Annotated in this window: 11 protein-coding genes; 4 read left to right on the top strand and 7 right to left on the bottom strand. The window is 74.1% G+C overall.

The window, feature by feature from the left end:
• On the top strand, window positions 1-3,502 hold a 3,502-nt coding region (locus JXZ78_RS33425), incomplete at its 5' end, for a multifunctional oxoglutarate decarboxylase/oxoglutarate dehydrogenase thiamine pyrophosphate-binding subunit/dihydrolipoyllysine-residue succinyltransferase subunit (protein ID WP_238783541.1).
• Window positions 3,503-3,593: 91 nt separating this feature from the next.
• Here JXZ78_RS33425 and fxsT read toward each other — a convergent pair.
• The 7 genes from fxsT to JXZ78_RS33460 form a co-directional block, all read right to left on the bottom strand.
• Window positions 3,594-6,599 carry an FxSxx-COOH system tetratricopeptide repeat protein gene (gene fxsT, locus JXZ78_RS33430; RefSeq protein ID WP_030017197.1) on the bottom strand — a complete coding sequence of 1,002 codons (3,006 nt, stop codon included), beginning with the start codon at window positions 6,597-6,599 and terminating at the stop codon, window positions 3,594-3,596.
• A 93-nt stretch (window positions 6,600-6,692) separates the two neighbouring features.
• Window positions 6,693-7,910, bottom strand: coding sequence for an FxsB family cyclophane-forming radical SAM/SPASM peptide maturase (locus tag JXZ78_RS33435; protein ID WP_238783542.1), 1,218 nt, complete (start codon window positions 7,908-7,910; stop codon window positions 6,693-6,695).
• 169 nt (window positions 7,911-8,079) lie between these two features.
• The gene (locus tag JXZ78_RS33440; RefSeq protein ID WP_030017199.1) at window positions 8,080-8,313 is read right to left on the bottom strand and encodes a YxD-tail cyclophane-containing RiPP peptide; all 234 of its coding nucleotides are present in this window, start codon (window positions 8,311-8,313) and stop codon (window positions 8,080-8,082) included.
• Between the two features lie 80 nt (window positions 8,314-8,393).
• Window positions 8,394-11,702, bottom strand: coding sequence for an SAV_2336 N-terminal domain-related protein (locus JXZ78_RS33445; RefSeq protein ID WP_030017200.1), 3,309 nt, complete (start codon window positions 11,700-11,702; stop codon window positions 8,394-8,396).
• A 6-nt stretch (window positions 11,703-11,708) separates the two neighbouring features.
• Window positions 11,709-12,767, bottom strand: coding sequence for an AAA family ATPase (locus tag JXZ78_RS33450; protein WP_030017201.1), 1,059 nt, complete (start codon window positions 12,765-12,767; stop codon window positions 11,709-11,711).
• Window positions 12,768-12,954: 187 nt separating this feature from the next.
• The gene (locus tag JXZ78_RS33455) at window positions 12,955-15,225 is read right to left on the bottom strand and encodes a VMAP-C domain-containing protein (protein ID WP_050501966.1); all 2,271 of its coding nucleotides are present in this window, start codon (window positions 15,223-15,225) and stop codon (window positions 12,955-12,957) included.
• Complete coding sequence (locus JXZ78_RS33460) at window positions 15,225-15,635, bottom strand: CU044_2847 family protein (protein WP_030017203.1); 411 nt, start codon at window positions 15,633-15,635, stop codon at window positions 15,225-15,227. The genes JXZ78_RS33455 and JXZ78_RS33460 overlap by 1 nt, the downstream gene beginning before the upstream one ends.
• A gap of 151 nt (window positions 15,636-15,786) precedes the next feature.
• Here JXZ78_RS33460 and JXZ78_RS33465 point away from each other — a divergent pair, with 151 nt between their 5' ends.
• The 3 genes from JXZ78_RS33465 (at window position 15,787) to JXZ78_RS33475 (ending at window position 18,203) form a co-directional block, all read left to right on the top strand.
• Window positions 15,787-15,966, top strand: coding sequence for a DUF6104 family protein (locus JXZ78_RS33465; protein ID WP_030017204.1), 180 nt, complete (start codon window positions 15,787-15,789; stop codon window positions 15,964-15,966).
• Window positions 15,967-16,143: 177 nt separating this feature from the next.
• Entirely contained in the window at window positions 16,144-17,022 is an 879-nt protein-coding gene (locus JXZ78_RS33470) for a DUF4097 family beta strand repeat-containing protein (RefSeq protein WP_030017205.1), read from the top strand.
• 5 nt (window positions 17,023-17,027) lie between these two features.
• Window positions 17,028-18,203 carry a PadR family transcriptional regulator gene (locus JXZ78_RS33475; RefSeq protein WP_030017206.1) on the top strand — a complete coding sequence of 392 codons (1,176 nt, stop codon included), beginning with the start codon at window positions 17,028-17,030 and terminating at the stop codon, window positions 18,201-18,203.
• Window positions 18,204-18,280: the final 77 nt, after the last annotated feature.

Raw genomic sequence — 18,280 nt, forward strand, 5'->3', positions numbered from 1 at the left:
GCAGCCCGCCGCGCCGGCCCGCCCGGCCGCGAGCGCCCCGGCGCCCGCCAAGGCCGCCCCGGCGAAGGCCGAACCCGCGAAGACCGCCCAGCCCGCTGCCAAGAAGGACGATGTGAAGCCCGACGAGGCGCCCGCAGGCCCGGAACTGGTCACTCTCCGTGGCCCCTCCGCCGCTGTCGCGAAGAACATGAACGCCTCCCTGGAGCTGCCCACGGCCACGTCCGTGCGCGCCGTCCCGGTGAAGCTGCTGTTCGACAACCGCATCGTCATCAACAACCACCTCAAGCGGGCCCGCGGCGGGAAGGTCTCCTTCACCCACCTCATCGGGTACGCGATGGTGCAGGCCCTCAAGGCCATGCCGTCGATGAACTACTCCTTCCAGGAGAAGGACGGCAAGCCGACGCTGGTCAAGCCCGAGCACGTCAACCTGGGCCTGGCCATCGACCTGGTGAAGCCCAACGGTGACCGCCAGCTCGTCGTCGCGGCCATCAAGAAGGCGGAGACGCTCAGCTTCTTCGAGTTCTGGCAGGCGTACGAGGACATCGTCCGCCGCGCCCGCAACAACAAGCTGACGATGGACGACTTCACCGGGGTCACCGCGTCGCTGACGAACCCGGGCGGCATCGGCACCGTCCACTCCGTGCCCCGTCTGATGCCCGGCCAGGGCCTCATCGTCGGCGTCGGCGCGATGGACTACCCGGCGGAGTTCCAGGGCACCTCGCAGGACACCCTGAACAAGCTGGGCATCGCCAAGGTCATGACGCTGACCAGCACCTACGACCACCGCGTGATCCAGGGCGCCGCCTCCGGCGAGTTCCTGCGCGTGATGAACCAGCTGCTGCTCGGCGAGAACGACTTCTTCGACGACATCTTCAAGTCGCTGCGCATCCCCTACGAGCCGGTGCGCTGGCTGCGCGACATCGACGTCAGCCACGACGACGACGTCACCAAGGCGGCCCGGGTCTTCGACCTGATCCACGCCTACCGGGTGCGCGGCCACGTCATGGCCGACACCGACCCGCTGGAGTACGAGCAGCGCAAGCACCCCGACCTCGACATCATCGAGCACGGGCTGACGCTGTGGGACCTGGAGCGGGAGTTCGCCGTCGGCGGCTTCGCCGGCAAGACCATGATGAAGCTGCGCGACATCCTGGGCGTGCTGCGCGACTCGTACTGCCGCACCACCGGCATCGAGTTCATGCACATCCAGGACCCCAAGCAGCGCAAGTGGATCCAGGACCGGGTCGAGCGCGGCCACTCCAAGCCGGAGCGCGAGGAGCAGCTGCGCATCCTGCGCCGTCTGAACTCCGCCGAGGCGTTCGAGACGTTCCTCCAGACGAAGTACGTCGGCCAGAAGCGGTTCTCCCTGGAGGGCGGCGAGTCCGTCATCCCGCTGCTGGACGCGGTCATCGACTCGGCCGCCGAGTCGCGCCTGGACGAGGTCGTCATCGGCATGGCCCACCGCGGCCGGCTGAACGTGCTCGCCAACATCGTCGGCAAGTCGTACGCGCAGATCTTCCGCGAGTTCGAGGGCAACCTCGACCCGAAGTCGATGCACGGCTCCGGAGACGTGAAGTACCACCTGGGCGCCGAGGGCACCTTCACCGGCCTGGACGGCGAGCAGATCAAGGTCTCGCTGGCCGCCAACCCCTCGCACCTCGAAGCGGTCGACCCGATCGTCGAGGGCATCGCCCGCGCCAAGCAGGACATCATCGGCAAGGGCGGCACGGACTTCACCGTCCTGCCGGTCCAGCTGCACGGTGACGCGGCCTTCGCGGGCCAGGGTGTCGTCGCCGAGACGCTGAACATGTCGCAGCTGCGCGGCTACCGCACCGGCGGCACGGTGCACATCGTCATCAACAACCAGGTCGGCTTCACCGCCGCGCCGGAGTCGGCCCGCTCCTCCATGTACGCCACGGACGTGGCCCGCATGATCGAGGCGCCGATCTTCCACGTGAACGGTGACGACCCGGAGGCCGTGGTGCGGGTCGCGCGCCTCGCCTTCGAGTTCCGCCAGGCGTTCAACAAGGACGTCGTCATCGACCTGATCTGCTACCGGCGCCGCGGTCACAACGAGACCGACAACCCGGGCTTCACGCAGCCGCTGATGTACGACCTGATCGACAAGAAGCGCTCGGTGCGCAAGCTCTACACCGAGTCGCTGATCGGCCGCGGCGACATCACGCTGGAGGAGGCCGAGCAGGCCCTCCAGGACTTCCAGGGCCAGCTGGAGAAGGTCTTCACGGAGGTCCGCGAGGCCACCACCGCCCCGGCCGCCCCCGAGGTGCCGGAGCCGCAGGCCGAGTTCCCGGTCACCGTGGAGACCGCGATCTCCCAGGAGGTCGTCAAGCGGATCGCCGAGTCCCAGGTCAACATCCCCGAGCGGGTCACCGTCCACCCGCGCCTGCTGCCGCAGCTGCAGCGCCGCGCGGCCCAGGTGGAGGACGACACCATCGACTGGGGCACCGGTGAGACCCTCGCCTTCGGCTCGCTGCTGATGGAGGGCACCCCGGTCCGCCTGTCGGGCCAGGACTCCCGCCGCGGCACCTTCGGCCAGCGCCACGCGGTGCTGGTGGACCGGGAGACCGGCGAGGACTACACCCCGCTGCTCTACCTGTCCGAGGACCAGGCGCGCTTCAACGTCTACGACTCGCTGCTCAGCGAGTACGCGGCGATGGGCTTCGAGTACGGCTACTCGCTGGCCCGCCCCGAGGCGCTGGTCATGTGGGAGGCGCAGTTCGGTGACTTCGTCAACGGCGCGCAGACCGTCGTCGACGAGTTCATCTCCTCGGCGGAGCAGAAGTGGGGCCAGACCTCCGGCGTCACCCTGCTGCTGCCGCACGGCTACGAGGGCCAGGGCCCGGACCACTCCTCGGCCCGTATCGAGCGCTTCCTCCAGCTGTGCGCGCAGAACAACATGACCGTCGCCATGCCGACGCTCCCGTCGAACTACTTCCACCTGCTGCGCTGGCAGGTGCACAACCCGCACCACAAGCCGCTGGTCGTCTTCACCCCGAAGTCGATGCTGCGTCTGAAGGCCGCGGCGTCGAAGACGGCGGAGTTCACCACGGGCGGCTTCCGGCCGGTGATCTCGGACGAGGCGGCGCAGGCCGCGGACGTCACCAAGGTCATCTTCTGCTCCGGCAAGGTCTACTACGACCTGGAGGCGGAGCGGGTCAAGCGCGGCGCGTTCGACACGGCGCTGGTCCGTATCGAGCGGCTGTACCCGCTGCCCGGCAAGGAGCTCCAGGCGGAGATCGCCAAGTACCCGAACGCGGGCAAGTACCTGTGGGTGCAGGAGGAGCCGGCGAACCAGGGTGCGTGGCCGTTCCTGGGTCTGAACCTGATCGACCACCTGGACCTGTCCGTCGGCGCCGACGTGCCGCACGGTGAGCGGCTGCGCCGCATCTCGCGGCCGCACTCCTCGTCGCCGGCCGTGGGTTCGGCCAAGCGCCACCAGGCCGAGCAGGCCGCGCTGATCGCCGAGGCGTTCGACGCGTAACCCGTAGGCACGGGTGTGACGGCCCGGGGCCCCGCCGCGAACGACCGACGTTCGCTGCGGGGCCCCGGGCCTTTCCGATGGCGCGGCGGGATCAGACCGGCTGGGGTTCGAAGTCCCAGTACGGGCGGCGCCTGCGGCGTGCGGAGAGGGTGTGCGGGTGCTCGGCGCCCAGCGTCTCCGTGAGCTGCTGTACGGCCTGCTGCTCCAGCTTGGAGGCCTCCTGGCCGCGCCGCAGCGCCCGCAGGTCGTCGGCGAGCGCCGTCTTGGCGGAGAGCGTCAGCGGGTGGGTGTCGCCGAGCACCCGCTTGGCGCGCTCCAGGGTCTCCCGGCTCAGCTGTGCGGCGCTCTCCTCGTCGTCGACGCGGTTGCGCGCGCCGGCGGCGTTCAGGGCGCAGCCCAGCGTCCAGGGGTGCTCGGCGCCGACCGCCCGGGTCATGCCCCTGAGCGCTTCTTCGGCGATGGCCAGCGCGTTGTCCCGCTCGCCGAACTCCCAGCACACCAGGCCGGTGTTGCCGAGGGTGCCGACGGCGAACGGGTGGGACTCGCCGACCAGGCTGCGGTACCGGTCGGCGGCCTCCTCGCCCATCGCCCTGGCCTGGCCGAGGTCGCCGTGCTCGCGCAGGAACGTGGCGTAGTTGGCCTGCATCATCAGCGTCTCCGGGTGCCGGGGGCCGTGCACCCGGCGGGAGCGCTCCACGACGTCGCCCATCAGCGCGTCGGCCTGGGTGACGGCGCCGGAGCGGCGCAGGCACAGCGCGAGGTTGTGCTCGGCGCGCAGGGTCAGCGGGGTGTGCTTGCCCATGACCTGGTGGTAGAGCCGTACGTTCAGCTCCTGGCGGGACAGCGCGTCGGTGTAGTGGCCGAGCAGGCGCAGCATCCGGGCGTAGGAGTAGGCGGCGCCGAGGGTGAGGTGGTGGCGGGCGCGCAGTTCGCGCTCCCAGACGAGCAGCACCTCGCCGAAGAGTTCGAGCGCCTCCTGGTAGCGGCCCAGGGCGCTGAGCGCCGAGGCGAGGTTGCTGCGCGATGCGAGGGTGAGCGGGGCGTCGGGTCCGAGGAGTTCCGTACGGCCGCGGACGACCGACTCGAACATCTCCAGCGCCTGCCCGTAGGAGCCCAGCGCCATCAGGGTGCCGGCGAGGCCGTCCTGGGCGCGCAGCAGCGAGCCGTCGCCGGCCTCCCGTTCGGCGGCCAGCTCCTCGACGATGGCGCTGCCGACCGCTTCGGCCTCGCGGTAGCGGCCCAGCCTGCGCAGCATGTTGGCGTGCTGGTGGGTGATCACGAGCATGGTGCGCTGGGTGGGGGCGATGCGGTTGCGCCAGCGGGAGAGGAACTGTTCGCACAGCCGCAGGCCGATGCGGTACTCGCCGCGGACCCGCAGGTACTCGACGCAGTTCAGCAGCAGTTCCTGGACGGCGGTCTCGGGGCTGTCCAGGACGCCGGCCGGCTCCAGGTGCGGGATGAGGGCGGCGTACTGCTCCCAGGTACGGGTGTCGGAAGGGCTCTGCGGGTCGGCGGTGGCCAGCACCCGGCAGGCCGTGGCGGACATCGCGTCCCGCTCGTCCTCCGCCATGTCGCTGCGCAGGAACCGGTGGTAGAGCCGGTGCATCTGCGCGGTCTCGACGGCGGGGTCGGAGGTGGTCTGGGCGACCTGGTAGTCCAGGCGTACGGCGGTGGACTCGGTGAGCCGGCGCAGGGCGGTGTTCCAGGCGATGGGCTCGGCGGCGAGGTCGGCGAGGTATTCGGGCAGGTCGCCGCGGCGGGCGCGGGCGAGCATCGGTACCGGGATCGCGTCGGGCGCGAAGAACGCGAACAGTTTGAGCAGTTCGACGGCGGCGGGGCTGCGCTCGCGCAGCGTGTTCAGTGTTATGGCCCAGCTGGTCTGGAAGGCCATCGGGTAGTCGGTGGAGATGCGGATGCCGACCAGGCTCGGCTCGCCGCGGCGGATCAGCTCGATGTACTCCTTGGGCGCCATCGGGTTGGCGTCTAGCCAGGCGGCGGTCTGGGCGAGCAGCAGCGGCAGGTCCTGCACGGCCTCGGCGAGCAGGTCGGCTTCCATGGTGGTCAGCCGGGGCGCGCGCCGCCGCGCGTAGGCGACGGACTCGATACGGGTGAAGGGCAGCACCTCGATCTCCTGGGCGCTGCCGGAGCCGGACCAGTCGCGGGTGAGGGTGGTGATCAGGACGTGGCCGCGGCCGTCCGGCACCAGGTCCTCGATCTGCTCCATGTCGTCGGCGCTGTCGAAGATCAGCAGCCAGCGACGGTACGGGCGGCCGACCCGCAGTGCCTCGTGGACGGCGCGGATCCGGTCGCCCAGTTCCTGGCCGACCGGCAGCCCGAGGCGGGTGGCCAGCTCGGCGAGCTGTTCGCGGGCCGCGCCCCGGTTGGTGGCGCTGATCCACCACACGACGTCGTAGTCGTTGCCGAAGCGGTGGGCGTACTCGGCGGCGATCTGGCTCTTGCCGACGCCGGAGATGCCGTACAGGGCGATCCGGGTCTCCAGCGGCTGGCCGAGGCCGGGCACCGGGCCCGCCAGCTTGCCGTGCAGCTCCTCCAGCGCGGTGTCGCGGCCGGTGAAGCGGTTGTTGCGGCGGGGGATGTTCCAGATCTCGGGCGGGTCGTTGGGGAAGCGCGGCGCGTTGGCGGCCGGGTCGGCGGGGCGCCGGCCGGCGGCCGGGACGCCGAGGCGGTTCAGGACGCGGCGGTTGGCCTCGACGGCGTCCAGGTCGCGCAGGTCGGCGGGGCGCAGCACGGAGGCGGTGGCGGGCAGCCGCTGGGTGGCGACGCTGACGGCGGCGAACCGGTCGGCGTGGTCCGGCACGACCTCCTGGAGGGCGGTCGTCCACTCGTCGTGCGTCTTGGGGCCGAGTTTGAAGTACCAGTCGTCCAGCACCATCAGCAGGCGGCCCTCGGCCGCGAGCAGACCGGCCAGCTCCTCGGTGAGGGGGCTGTCGGCCGGGGGATCCCAGCGCAGCATGGTGGTGCCGTGGCCGAGCTGTTCCAGCTGGTGCGAAATCCATGCCGCCCACGGCCGGTTGAAGCCCGCATAGCTGATGGTGATGTGCTCTGCGGAGCCGGTGGTACCGGACTGATCGACCATGCGACCGTCTCCTCGGTATGCGGTGGTTCGCGCGGGCGCGAGCTGGCTGTTCGGCACGATAGCCCAAGTATCGCCCCGCACGGCGACGCCACGTCAGGTCTTGTTCGCCGTACGCCAGTTGACGGACACGGCGGCCGACGTGGTGACCGGCCGCGCCGGCCTGCCCGCACGGACCTCGGCGTCCAGCCGGGCGGCGATGTGCCGGATCACCCGTTCCAGGTCGGCGCAGTACACGGACGGGTTACGGAAGCCGCTGCCGCCGGCCCGGTAGCGGTGGGCGTAGTTGCCGCCGCCGCAGACCGTCATCAGCGCGCAGGCGCGGCACCGGTCGCACAGGCCGTCCGCGCCGAGCCGCCGGGCGGTCATCCCGGGGTGGCGGAGCGCCTCGTCGAAGCTGTTGCGGAAGACGTCCAGGCCGGTGGCGGCGGCTCCCTCGTACGCCGATTTGAGGGAGTCGACCTGCTCGATGGCGCCGTCGGTGTCGACGATGAGCGCGACGACGGGCGACAGGCCGACCGCCTCGCTGGTGCTGGGGCGGCCCAGCAGCAGTCCGATGATCTCGGTGAAGAGGCGGACGCGGGGCGCCGGCTCCCGCTCGGCCCACCACAGGTCGAAGACGGTGCACAGCCAGTCGCCGTACGGGGTGGGGCCCGCCGGGCCGGGCGGCAGCGGCGGGCGGCTGGTCCAGTTGGCGTGCGGGAGGAGGAAGTCGAGCATCGGCGGGCCGAGCGCGCGCAGCGAGCCGTAGACCCGGGCGGGGTCGGAGGTCAGGTCGATGGTGCACAGGATGCCGGCGAAGACGCCGGGGCGGCCGGCCAGCAGCCGGGCGGCGCGGGACGCCGCGGGCCAGGAGGCGCGGCCCGCGTGGTCGATGCGGCGGCGGTTGAGGCCGGGGGTGCCGCCGTCCAGGCTGAGGCCGACGCGGAAACCCGCGCCGGCCAGGGTGTCGAGGACCGCCGGGGTGAGGAGGGTGCCGTTGGTCTGTACGCCCAGGTGCGCGCGGCAGCCGGCGGGGAGCTCGGCGCGCAGCGCGGCCGCCTGGTCGAGGAGCGGTCCCGGGCCGGTGAGCAGGGGTTCGCCGCCGTGCAGGTCGATGCGTATCTCGTCCAGGCCGTGGGCGCGTACGTGTTCCGCTATGCGCCGGGCGGTCTGGCGTACGGTGCCGGGCGGGGCGTGCAGGGGGCGGTCGCGCCAGCTGCGGTCCGGGCTCGTGTAGATGTAGCAGTAGGTGCAGGCGAGGTTGCAGCGGCTGTGCGCCTTCAGGACGAACTGCCGGAAAGGGATCACGGCCCGCTCAAGGTTCTGGCCCATCACGACGCCGCCCCCCTGCCCGCGTCCGCCATCCGGGCACCCCGGAGACGGCCCGCTGTCGGCATACATGGCTCGGCCACCGGGGAACATGCACAGGGCATCGACAACTGGCCGGTTACGCGGCCTGGTTGTCCGGATACCGCTGCTCAGGAGCGTCGGCGCGCGACGCTCAGCGGTCGTCCTTGGGGTCCCCCGGGCCGTCGTCGTAGTACGCCACCGCCCGCTCGGCGGGGATCCAGGTACGCAGCAGGAGGGCCGTCACCTCCCCCAGCACCCGGTGGTCCGTCCCTGCGGCCACCTCGGCCACATCGACACCGCCGAAGTCCGGCAGCGGCTCGGCCGACGGGCCGGACGGCTCGGCCGGTGCGGCCGGGGCCGTACCGGTGACGGGGACTGTCGCCACGCTGTTCTCCTCTGGGCCGGGTGGACGGGTGTTTCCCGCGCGCCAGGGCACGGAAACCCCGGGCCGGCCGGGTCAGACGGTCATTCGGACGGGTCCAGGGCGCGCATCCGCTCCCTCGTGCGCCGGGCCTCGGGGCCGTTCTCCTCTGCGGCGCGCTGCCACTGCTCCCAGCTCTCCCGGTACGCCACCAGGGCCGCCTGCGGTCCTGCGGTGTCCTCCAGCACCCCGGCCCGCCGGTGGTGGGCGCGCGCCGCCAGCAGGGGGCTGCCGGCGCGGTCGGCGTCGGCCGCGGCCCGGCGGTAGCAGGCGGCGGCGCGGTCGTGCCGCTCCCGGGAGCCGAAGCGCCGGTCGAGCGCGAGCTGGACGTCGCCGACCTCCAGCCAGGCCTCCGCGGCGACGGCCGGGTCGTGCGAGCTGCGCGCGGCCAGCTCCAGGACCCAGTCGGCCTCGTGCAGGTCGGCGAGCGAGGGCTGCCGGTCGTGGCGCAGCCGCAGGGCACGGCCGAACAGCAGGCGGTGGGCACCCAGTTCGGGATCGTTCGGGGCGACCCGGCCGAGCGCTTCGCGCAGGACGTGCACCGCCTCGTTCGCCAGCCGCCGGCCCTGGTCGCCGGGGGGCTCCAGCCGGGCGCGCAGCAGCAGGGCCGCGCCGCGCTCGGCCAGCAGGGAGCTGTGTTCGGGCGAGTCGGGGGTCGTCAGGCGCAGCGCGGCGGCCAGCGCCTCGATCGCCTTGTCCAGAGCGTCGGCGTCGCCGGTGCGGGTGTGCACGGCGCGGTGCGCGGTGGCCGTACGGCTCAGGCTCTCCGCCTCCAGGGCCGGGTCGCGCAGTTCGCGGGCGAGCGCGCGGGCCCGGGCGAGGACGGGCAGGACGGCGTCCGGCCCGGTGCCCGCGCCGAGCAGCGAACGGGCCTGGGCCAGCTCCAGCAGTGTCTCGCAGACCGTGCGGTCGGCGGGACCGCCCTTGCGGCGCAGCAGGACCGTGGCGGTGTCCAGGTCGGCGGTGGCGCGCAGGGCGAGCGCCCCGGTGTGCGCCTCGGCGCCGGTCTCCGCGTCGGCGGCGCGGCGCGCCTGGTCCAGCAGGACGCCGCCGCGGGCGGCGTAGATCTCGCCGGGCACCTGCTCGCCGCTGGGCCACTGTTCGAGGAGGGTGGTCAGGGCGAGCTCGGCCTCGTCCAGCGGGTCACCGGGGCGGCCGGTGCGGGCTCCGGTGGCCGGGGGCAGCGCGGCCAGCCGCCGCAGCACTTCGGTACGCAGCACCATGCTCTCCAATACGCGGGGGTCCAGCAGGCCCATCAGCCCGCATGCGGTGTGCAGGTGGCGCGCGGCGTCCTCCAGCGCGCCCCGTTCACCGTCCGGGTACCCCGCGGCGCCGCGTTCCTGCGCGGCGGCGTAGCGCACCCGGGCGAGCACGATCAGAGCTCTGACGCGTGCTTCGCCGTCCCCGTCCGGCGACCGGGCCGGGTCGTCGCCGACGGCTTCCGCCGCCGCCCGGACCGACCGTTCCGCCTCCTCCAGGGCGTCCGGCTGCCGCCACTCCGCCCAGCCGTGCAGCAGCGCGCGGGCCAGGTCGGTGCCCGCGGCGGGCAGCTGCCGGGTCGCGGCGCGCAGCAGGCGCACCGCTTCGATCAAGTCGCGTACCGCGCCGTCCTGTTCGTAGCGGTCCAGCAGCGCGGCGCCCTCGGCGGCGGGCCCGTCGGGCGCGTACGGCGGCTGGACGGGAGTTCTGAGCGCCGGTTCGAACCGGCGCAGGACCCGCTCGGAGATCCGCGCGAACGGCTCGGGCACGGCGCGCTGCCCGGTGGCCGGTTCCCGGCCGCTGCCGGAGAGCATGGCGACCGCCACGGCCGGGAAGTTGCGGGCACTGCGGCCGAACGTGCGCTCGATGTACAGGGAACAGTGCTTGAGGACGAGGGCGGCCTCGCCGGCGCTCAGGCGGCTCAGCAGCTCGTCCCGCACGCCGGGCACGAACTCGTACCAGGGGCCGCCGGCCGCGCCCTCCCGGGCGGGACCGCCCGCCGGGTCGGGCAGCTGCTCGACCAGGCCGCTGAGCAGCACCTCCGCCAGTTCGGCGGGGCCGGTCTGGGGCAGCATGGCGCGCTGTACGAGCTGGATGACGGGCAGGGCGAGCGGTACGGCCGACAGATGGACGGCCAGGTGCAGGGCGTCCGGGGAGGCGGTCTGCTCGAACTCACGCACCAGCGCGTCGGGTTCGGGCCGTTCGACGCGGCGGGTGAGGTCCGTACCGAGGCCGTGGTCGCAGCGGACGACGGCGGCGGCGCCGCTCAGCGAGAGGCCCGACTCGGCCGCGGCCAGCCGGGCCCAGGAGCCGAGGGCGGCGGGCGCGGCCGACAGGACCGGCACGGCGCGCTCGCGCACGTCGCCCTGGGGGCGCCCGCTCGCGGACGGCGCGCGGCGGCGGCGCCGGGCGGGCCTGAAGCCGAGGGTGCTGTACGGGCCCTGGCGCCGTACGAGGGTGCCGGCGACGGCCGGGAGCAGGGTACGGGCCCACATCCGCTGCGGCAGCGGCTGCACCACGGCGAGCGGCGCGTCGGCCGCCCAGCGGTACAGCAGCCGCTGGATGCGCCCGTCGCGCCACAGCGGGCCCGCGCAGTCGCTGACGACGAGGGTGAGGTGGTGGCCGGTGGGGTCGTGCAGCTGGTCGGCGGGGCGCAGCGGGGCGTCCCGGCCGGGGCCGGCGGCGACGCCGACCTCGTCGCCGTGCGGGTGGAGGTAGTGGACCGTGACGTCGCGGAAGGCGCCGACCCGTTCGCAGACCTGCCGCAGGTCGTGCAGCATCTGCTCCCACACGGCCATGGAGGAGGAGCCGTCCATCAGCAGGCGCAGGCTCGCCGCGCGGCGGCGGACGCCGCGCAGCACCGGGATGATCAGCTCGGCGTGTGCGGAGAGGTCGGCGGTGGCGTCCTCGTCGAGTTCCTGGCGGGCCGGGGCGACCGGCGGGTGGTAGCGCTGGACCGGCCGCAGGGCGCGTTGCAGCGGCAGCAGTCCGGGGAAGGCGGAGGCGACGGGAATGCCGACCTCGCCCAGCCGCCCCTGGCCGGGGCCGAGGGTGCGGTCGTCCTGCGCGGGCAGCAGGTCCACCTCCGGGCGGCGGGGGCGGTCGCGCGCCGCGGGCTCCGTACGGCTCGGCGTGTCGCGGGCCGGTTCGCGACTGCGGGGGTCCACGGAGAATGTGGCTGGTTTTGGCCTCTGTGCGGTGGCCGGAACGGTCCCGTCGGCGGGTTCCCCGTCGCCCTCGGGGGGCGTGGGGGTGATCCACCGGGCCAGCCACAGGGCGTCCGCCATGGAGCGGGCGTCGGCGGGCAGCCCGGCCGCGCGCAGCCGCGCGACGATCTCACCGAGGGGGCCGAAGCCCGGTCCGCCGGCCGGCACCGCGGGTCACCTGGTCCGATCCAGGGGCCGCAGCAGTTCGGCCGTCAGGCGCCGCCGCGTCTCCTCCTCGTCCTCGTCCGCCCAGCCGGCCTTCTGCGTCAGGTGGATGGCGTTGAGCAGCTGGTCGACGGCGCGTACGTCGCCGGGCTCGCGGTCCAGGAAGCGGTCGATCAGCGACTCGTAGTCGGCGGCCGCGCTCTCGCCGAAGTGCGCCCGGACCATGTCGGCGAGCCGCTCCTTGTCCGGCGTGGGGATGTTCAGGTGGATGCAGCGGCGCAGCAGCGGGGCCGGGAAGTCCCGTTCGCCGTTGCTGGTCAGCACGATGAACGGGAAGGCGCGACAGCGCACCCGGCCGTCGCGGACGGTGACCCGGCCGCCGTCGTCGCCGAGCACCGGCACCTCGGGGGCGGATCCGGCCAGCCGTTCCAGCTCCGGAATCCTGAACTCCCCCTCCTCCAGGACGTTGAGCAGGTCGTTCGGCAGGTCGATGTCGCTCTTGTCCAGCTCGTCGACGAGCAGCACGCGCGGCTTCGCGGCGGGCAGCAGGGCCGTGCCGAGCGGGCCGAGGCGGATGTAGCGGCCGATGCCGCCGCCGGGCTCGTCCGGTGTGCGCGGGCGTCCCTCGGCCGGGCCCGGTCCGGGCTGCGCCTGGGCGGCGCGGGCGATCTGGAGGTCCTGGAGGCGGCCGATGGCGTCGTACTCGTACAGCCCGTCCCGCAGCGAACTGCGGCTGACGATCGACCAGTTCAGCACCCGGCCCAGGCCCAGCTCGTAGGCGACCGAATGCGCGAGGGTGGACTTGCCGCTGCCCGGGGCGCCGGTGACCAGCAGGGGACGGCGCAGGTAGAGCGCGGCGTTGACCAGCTCGCGCTCGGTCTCGCCCGGCCGGTGGTAGCTGGCCTCGCGGCGCTGCACGCCGAGCCTGCGCTCGGAGGCGTGGTCGAGGGCGGCGGGCGGTGCGACCGGCGGGCCGCCGTCGAAATCCCGCCAGGGAGGGGGCGGTGGTAACTGCTCGATGCCGTCGTGCGGAGCCCCCGCGCCACGGTAGATGAGCCAGTCGCTCACGTCGGAACTCCTCGTCGCCGGCCGGCCATCGGGCAGGGGCGAACGGGCCACGGAAGAGCAATCCCGGCAAGCGTCGGCATCCGCTCACCGCCCTCCCCGGACCCGTCTCCCTAGCAATCTCTCACGACGCTAGGACAGTAGCCAGCCGGACGGAAGGATGCGGGGCGTTTTCCGGTCTCCGGGGGCGTCATGGGGGCGACAATCGCGTGGTGCTGGAGAAGAGTTGGGGAATCGGGTTGCCCGGGTCGTCGTAGAGGAGCACGAGGTCGCGGGCCCAGGAGACGCCGCCCTCGGCGGCCTTGGCCCGCAGCTCCCGCACCAGTTCGGGAATCTCGGCGACCGACTTCGGCGCGCCGAGCAGCTGCGCCACCTCCCGGTGGAACTCGTCGCACACCCGGTCGCAGTCCCGCTCGTCGTGGCCCTCCGCGAGCCACAGGGCGACCGGGTGGCCGGTGTCCAGGGTCCAGCCGACGGCCTCCAGCCCCGTCCCGTCCGCGACCGACCGGCACAGCGCCGGCACCGCGCCCTCGTCCGCCTCCTCCAGCTGCCGCGACAGCCCCGCCACCGAGGCGCGGGCACCGGCCGGCACCCGCAGCGCGGTCAGCCGGCCCGCCGCGGCCAGGCCCTGCCAGCGCCGCAGCCAGGCCGGGTCCACCTCCTGGCGGCGCCCCTGGTCGCGCAGCACCACCGCGCGCGCCGGGCCCAGGGCGCGCAGGCGTGCGGCACGGCGCGTCGAGGCCGGTACGCGCCAGCGGTCCGCCGGCGTGTGCCACCGCTCCTCCGGCACCGCGACCTCCAGGCGCACCCGGGCGCCGCCCGCCGCGTCGTCGGCGCGCAGCAGCCGCGGACCGAGCCGTTGCAGCACCTGGTCGCAGGCCTGCTCGAAGGACACGCCGTCGCGCGACTCCTGGATCTCGACGCGCTGCCACCGGCCCTGCCCGTACCCTTCGCTGACCGACCAGTTGAACAGCTGCCGGCCGCCCGCGTCGGCGTAGAACAGCGGCTCGAACTCCACCAGCAGCGCGTCGGGGCGGCGCCGTACCGGGCCGATCCGCTCCCGGTCCCGCGGCAGCAGGACGACCGCCTTGGCCGTCACGAACAGTTCCAGCCGCTCGGCCGCCGCGCGGAGCACGGCGCCCTCGTCGCCGGGGACCTCCCGCGCCTCGTCGGCCGTGCGCTGCGCGACGATGCGCAGGTAGTGCACGAAGGCGCACAGCTCCGTGTACGGGTCGCTGCCCTGGTAGAGCGCGCCGTGCCCGTCCCGCCAGGTGCGCAGCGTCCACGGCCCGGCCCGGCCGGTACGGCCCCGCGGGTCCGCGCGGCCCAGCGCCTCGGCGACCGCGGCGGCCACCACCAGCGGGTCGCGCGGCGCGGGCAGCGACGCCAGCAGGTCGAGCGCCTGCAAGCGCTCCTGCACGCCCCACAGCCGGCCGCGCCCCGACATGATCGCGTGCTGGGCGTCGAACCAGGTGGGACCGCCCGGCCCGCCGAGGTCCTGCCCGGCCCAGTGCCAGCGGTCGTGCAGGCTCGTCAGCGCGTGGTACGGGTCGTCGCCGAGCCCGGCGGCGCCCGGCACCAGGTGGTGCGGCGCCAGTCCGCGCAGCTCGGTGACCGGCACCGCGAGGCCGAGCCGGTCCTCGCGGTGACTGCCCTTGACGATGCCGACGACCTCGCCGCGGTCGCAGTCCAGCAGCGGCCCGCCGGACGCGCCCGGGGTCACCCGGACGTCGGTGCCGAACTGGAGGCCGCGGGCGTCGCGGGCGCCGAAGCGGACGGCGATGAAGGGGTGGACGGGGGCGGCGTCCGGGCCGGGGGCGGGGCCGGCCCCCGGGCCGCCGGGTCCGGCGTCGTACGGGGCGCCTGCCGCGCCGCACGGGTCCTGGTCGTGGCCGCGGAAGATGAACGCGTCCTCCAGGAGCGCGGCCGGCTGGTCGCTGAGCCAGGCGCACGGGTGCCGGACCCCGGGGTCGAGGAGGCGCAGGAGAGCCAGATCCACGCGCGGGCCCGGAGCGGGCGCCGGGCCGCGCCCGGCCGCCTCCCGGCCGGCGCCGAAGGCTCCTGCGGTTTCCGGGACCTCCGGGGCTTCCGGGCCTCCCGGGGCTTCTGATGCTTCCGGGGCTTCCGGTCTCCCCTCCCCGGCCGCCCGCACCGGGGCCGGGCGGCTCAGGTCGTACTCCAGGCGCGCGGCGACCACCCGGCCGTCGAACGCCACGCCGATCTCCCCGTCCGGGCCGGTGGCGCGGCGCCGGCCGTCGCCGCTGGTGAGCACGTGGGCGCAGGTCAGCACCCAGCTGGGGGCGATGAAGACCCCGCTGCCCCACAACGGCGCCGGGGTCACACCGGGCGCCGGACGGATGGCGACGGTCGCCCGGCCCGCGTGCCCGAGGAGGTGCGCGTACTTCTCACGGTCCGCGCGCTCCCCCCGACCGGGCCCGTGGCCGCCTTCCGGGGGCGCCATCACTCACCCGGGTCGTGCGGCCCTCGGCCGTCGGCGCGGCCGCCCTCCACCGGTGCGGGGCCGGCATCGCCCTCAGAGGTCTCCCGCCGCCGCCAGGTGAGCGTCACCGACAGGTTGGCCTTGGCCTCGCCGTCCGCGAGCAGCGCCACCGCCCGGCCGGGCTTGGCCGCCACCTCCACGCCGAAGGTCACGCTGGTCTCGTCCGGCGCCACCCGTTCGGTCGCCTCGCGCAGGCTGGCCGCGACCCCGCCGACCAGGTCCCGCAGCCCCTCGACGCGCGCGCCGAGCGCTTCCCACGCCCCCACGTCGTCGTATTCCTCGTCCGGTCCCCCGGCGACGTCCAGCCGGGAGACCCGGGCCCAGACCGCCGTACCGTCGGGCAGCTCGATGAGATGTGCGCGATCGCGCATCACGGCCTCCTGCTCCCCCTGAGCGGCAGAGTCCCCCTGCCCCAGGGCCGTTGACAGGTGATCAGGTTATCCCCAGGGCGCGAGGGGCGCGAGGGGTCGCGGCGCCTGCCTATCCTGGCCGGGAACGTCCCGAAAACCTGGTGGAGAGCACGTGTATTTCACGGATCGCGGTATCGAGGAGCTGGAGAGCCGGCGCGGCGAGGAGGAGGTCACCCTCGGCTGGGTCGCCGAACAGCTGCGTACCTTCGTCGACCTCAACCCTGACTTCGAGGTCCCCGTCGAGCGGCTGGCCACCTGGCTGGCGCGGCTGGACGACGAGGACGACGACTGACCCTGTGGCGCGCCGCGCGCCCGAGCCCGGCCGTCCGGCGGTTTCCCCGCCGTGGCGGCCGGGCTCTTCCGCGTGCCCGGCGTCCGGCCCTGCCCTTGGACATCCCTCCGAGCGCGATATATCGTGTTGAGAGATACGCGATATGTTGCGTCGCCGTCGCGCCGGGGAGGCCAGAACATGTCAGAACGGGCCGAGTGGTCGGTCTCCGAGCCACGCACACTGGAGATCGAGGGGACCGTCACCACCCTGGAGGTGCGGGTGGTCGGCGGAACCGTCAACGTCGTCGGCACCACGGACGGCGGCACGGCACGGGTGGAGATCGGTGAGGTCTCCGGGCCGCCGCTGACCGTCCGGCGGGAGGCGGGGACGCTCACCGTCACGTACGAGGACCTGCCCTGGAAGGGCCTGCTGAAGATGTTCGGCCGCGGGCCCCGGCAGCGCACCGCGGTCGTCTCGGTCACCGTGCCCGCCGCGACCCGCGTCGAGGTCGGCGCGGTGGGCGCGAGCGTGGTGCTCTCGGGGATCTCCGGGCGTACGGAGCTGCGCGGCGTCACCGGCGACAGCACCCTGGTCGGCCTGACCGGCCCGGTGCGGGCCGAGACCGTGTCGGGCCGGGTCGAGGGGCAGGCCGTCACGGGGGATCTGAGCTTCCACTCCGTCTCCGGCGACCTGACGCTCCTGGAAGGGGCCGGCGGCTCCGTACGGGCCGAGTCGGTCAGCGGCGACATGGCCCTGGACCTCGATCCGGCGGCCGGAGGCACGGACGTGCGGCTGACCACGGTCTCCGGCGAGGTCGCCGTACGGCTGCCCGCGCCGGGTGACACCCGGGTCGACGCGAACACCACCAGCGGCACGGTCGCCAACGCCTTCGAGGACCTGCGCGTCAGCGGCCGGTGGGGGGCCAAGCGGATCACGGGCCGGCTCGGCTCGGGCAACGGCACGCTGAAGGTGACCACGGTCTCCGGAGGCCTGGCCCTGCTGCGCCGCCCACCGTCCGAGACCCCTGACGAAACCCCCGCCGACAGCGCCGGCCAGACCGGCAAGAAGGTGCTCTGAAAGCCATGCCCCCCGTCTTCGCCCACGGCCGTCTCCGCCTCTACCTCCTCAAGCTGCTGGACGAGGCCCCGCGGCACGGTTACGAGATCATCCGGCTCCTGGAGGAGCGCTTCCAGGGGCTCTACGCGCCGTCCGCCGGGACGGTCTACCCGCGGCTGGCCAAGCTGGCGGCCGAGGGCCTGGTCACCCACACCACCGAGGGCGGCCGCAAGGTCTACGCGATCACCGCGGCGGGCCGCGCCGAACTGGCGGACCGGGGCGGTGAACTGGCCGACCTGGAGCTGGAGATCCGGGAGTCCGTCGCGGCGCTGGCCTCCGACATCCGGGAGGACGTGAGCGGCTCCGCGCGGAACCTGCGCCGCGAGATGCGCGAGGCGGCGCAGCAGGCCCGGGAGGGCCGGCGGGGCGCCTCCGAGGGCGGCGGCGCGGAGCACGGGTTCCCCGACGCCGCCGAGTACTTCGAGGACCGCTTCGGCGACAAGGAGGGCTGGCGGCAGGCGAAGGAGGAGTTCCGGCGCGCCAAGGAGGAGTGGAAGGAGCAGGCGCGGCGGGCCAAGGAGGAGAGCCGGCGCGCGAAGCAGGACGCGCAGCGGGCCCGTAAACAGGCCCGGGACGCGCAGTCGTTCGTGCGCGACGAGGTGCAGCAGGCCATCAAGCGCGTACAGGAACAGGCCCAGGAACACGTACGTACCGGGGACTGGGCCGGTGCGCTGCGCGAGGCGCTGTCGGAGGTCTCGCGCGAGATGGGCCGCTTCGGCGCCGGGCCGGGGCCGGCCGAGGGCGGACCGGCGGGCGCGGACCACTCCGGCGGCGCGCGCGGGCAGCGCCCGGCGGACGCGGCAGATGCCGGCCTGACCGAGGAGGACGCCACGGCGGGAGCGGGCGGGACGGACGACTCGCGGACGGCACGGACGGCACGGACGGCGCGGACGGAGACCGGTGACCCTGCGGTCGCCGAGCCCGCGTGGGCGTCCGAGCCCGGCTCCGGCGACCCGGCCCGGGACTTCGACCGGCTGCTGGACCGCTTCCGGGACGACCTGCGGGACGCGGCGCGCGACCACGGCGTCAGCGCCGAGCAGTTGAAGGACGTACGCAGCCGTCTGTCGTCGACCGCCGCGCACGTCGGAGCACTGCTGCGTGACCCGGAGGCATATGCGGCCGGGCAGGAACCCCCGCACTGACCGCTCCGGCTGATCGCCCGTCCGTCACGCACAGTTGTCGGCGAGGGTCTGGATTCACCGCACGTAATCGGGGAACT

This window comes from Streptomyces monomycini, assembly GCF_022271435.1.
GTDB classification, from domain to species: Bacteria; Actinomycetota; Actinomycetes; order Streptomycetales; family Streptomycetaceae; genus Streptomyces; species Streptomyces monomycini.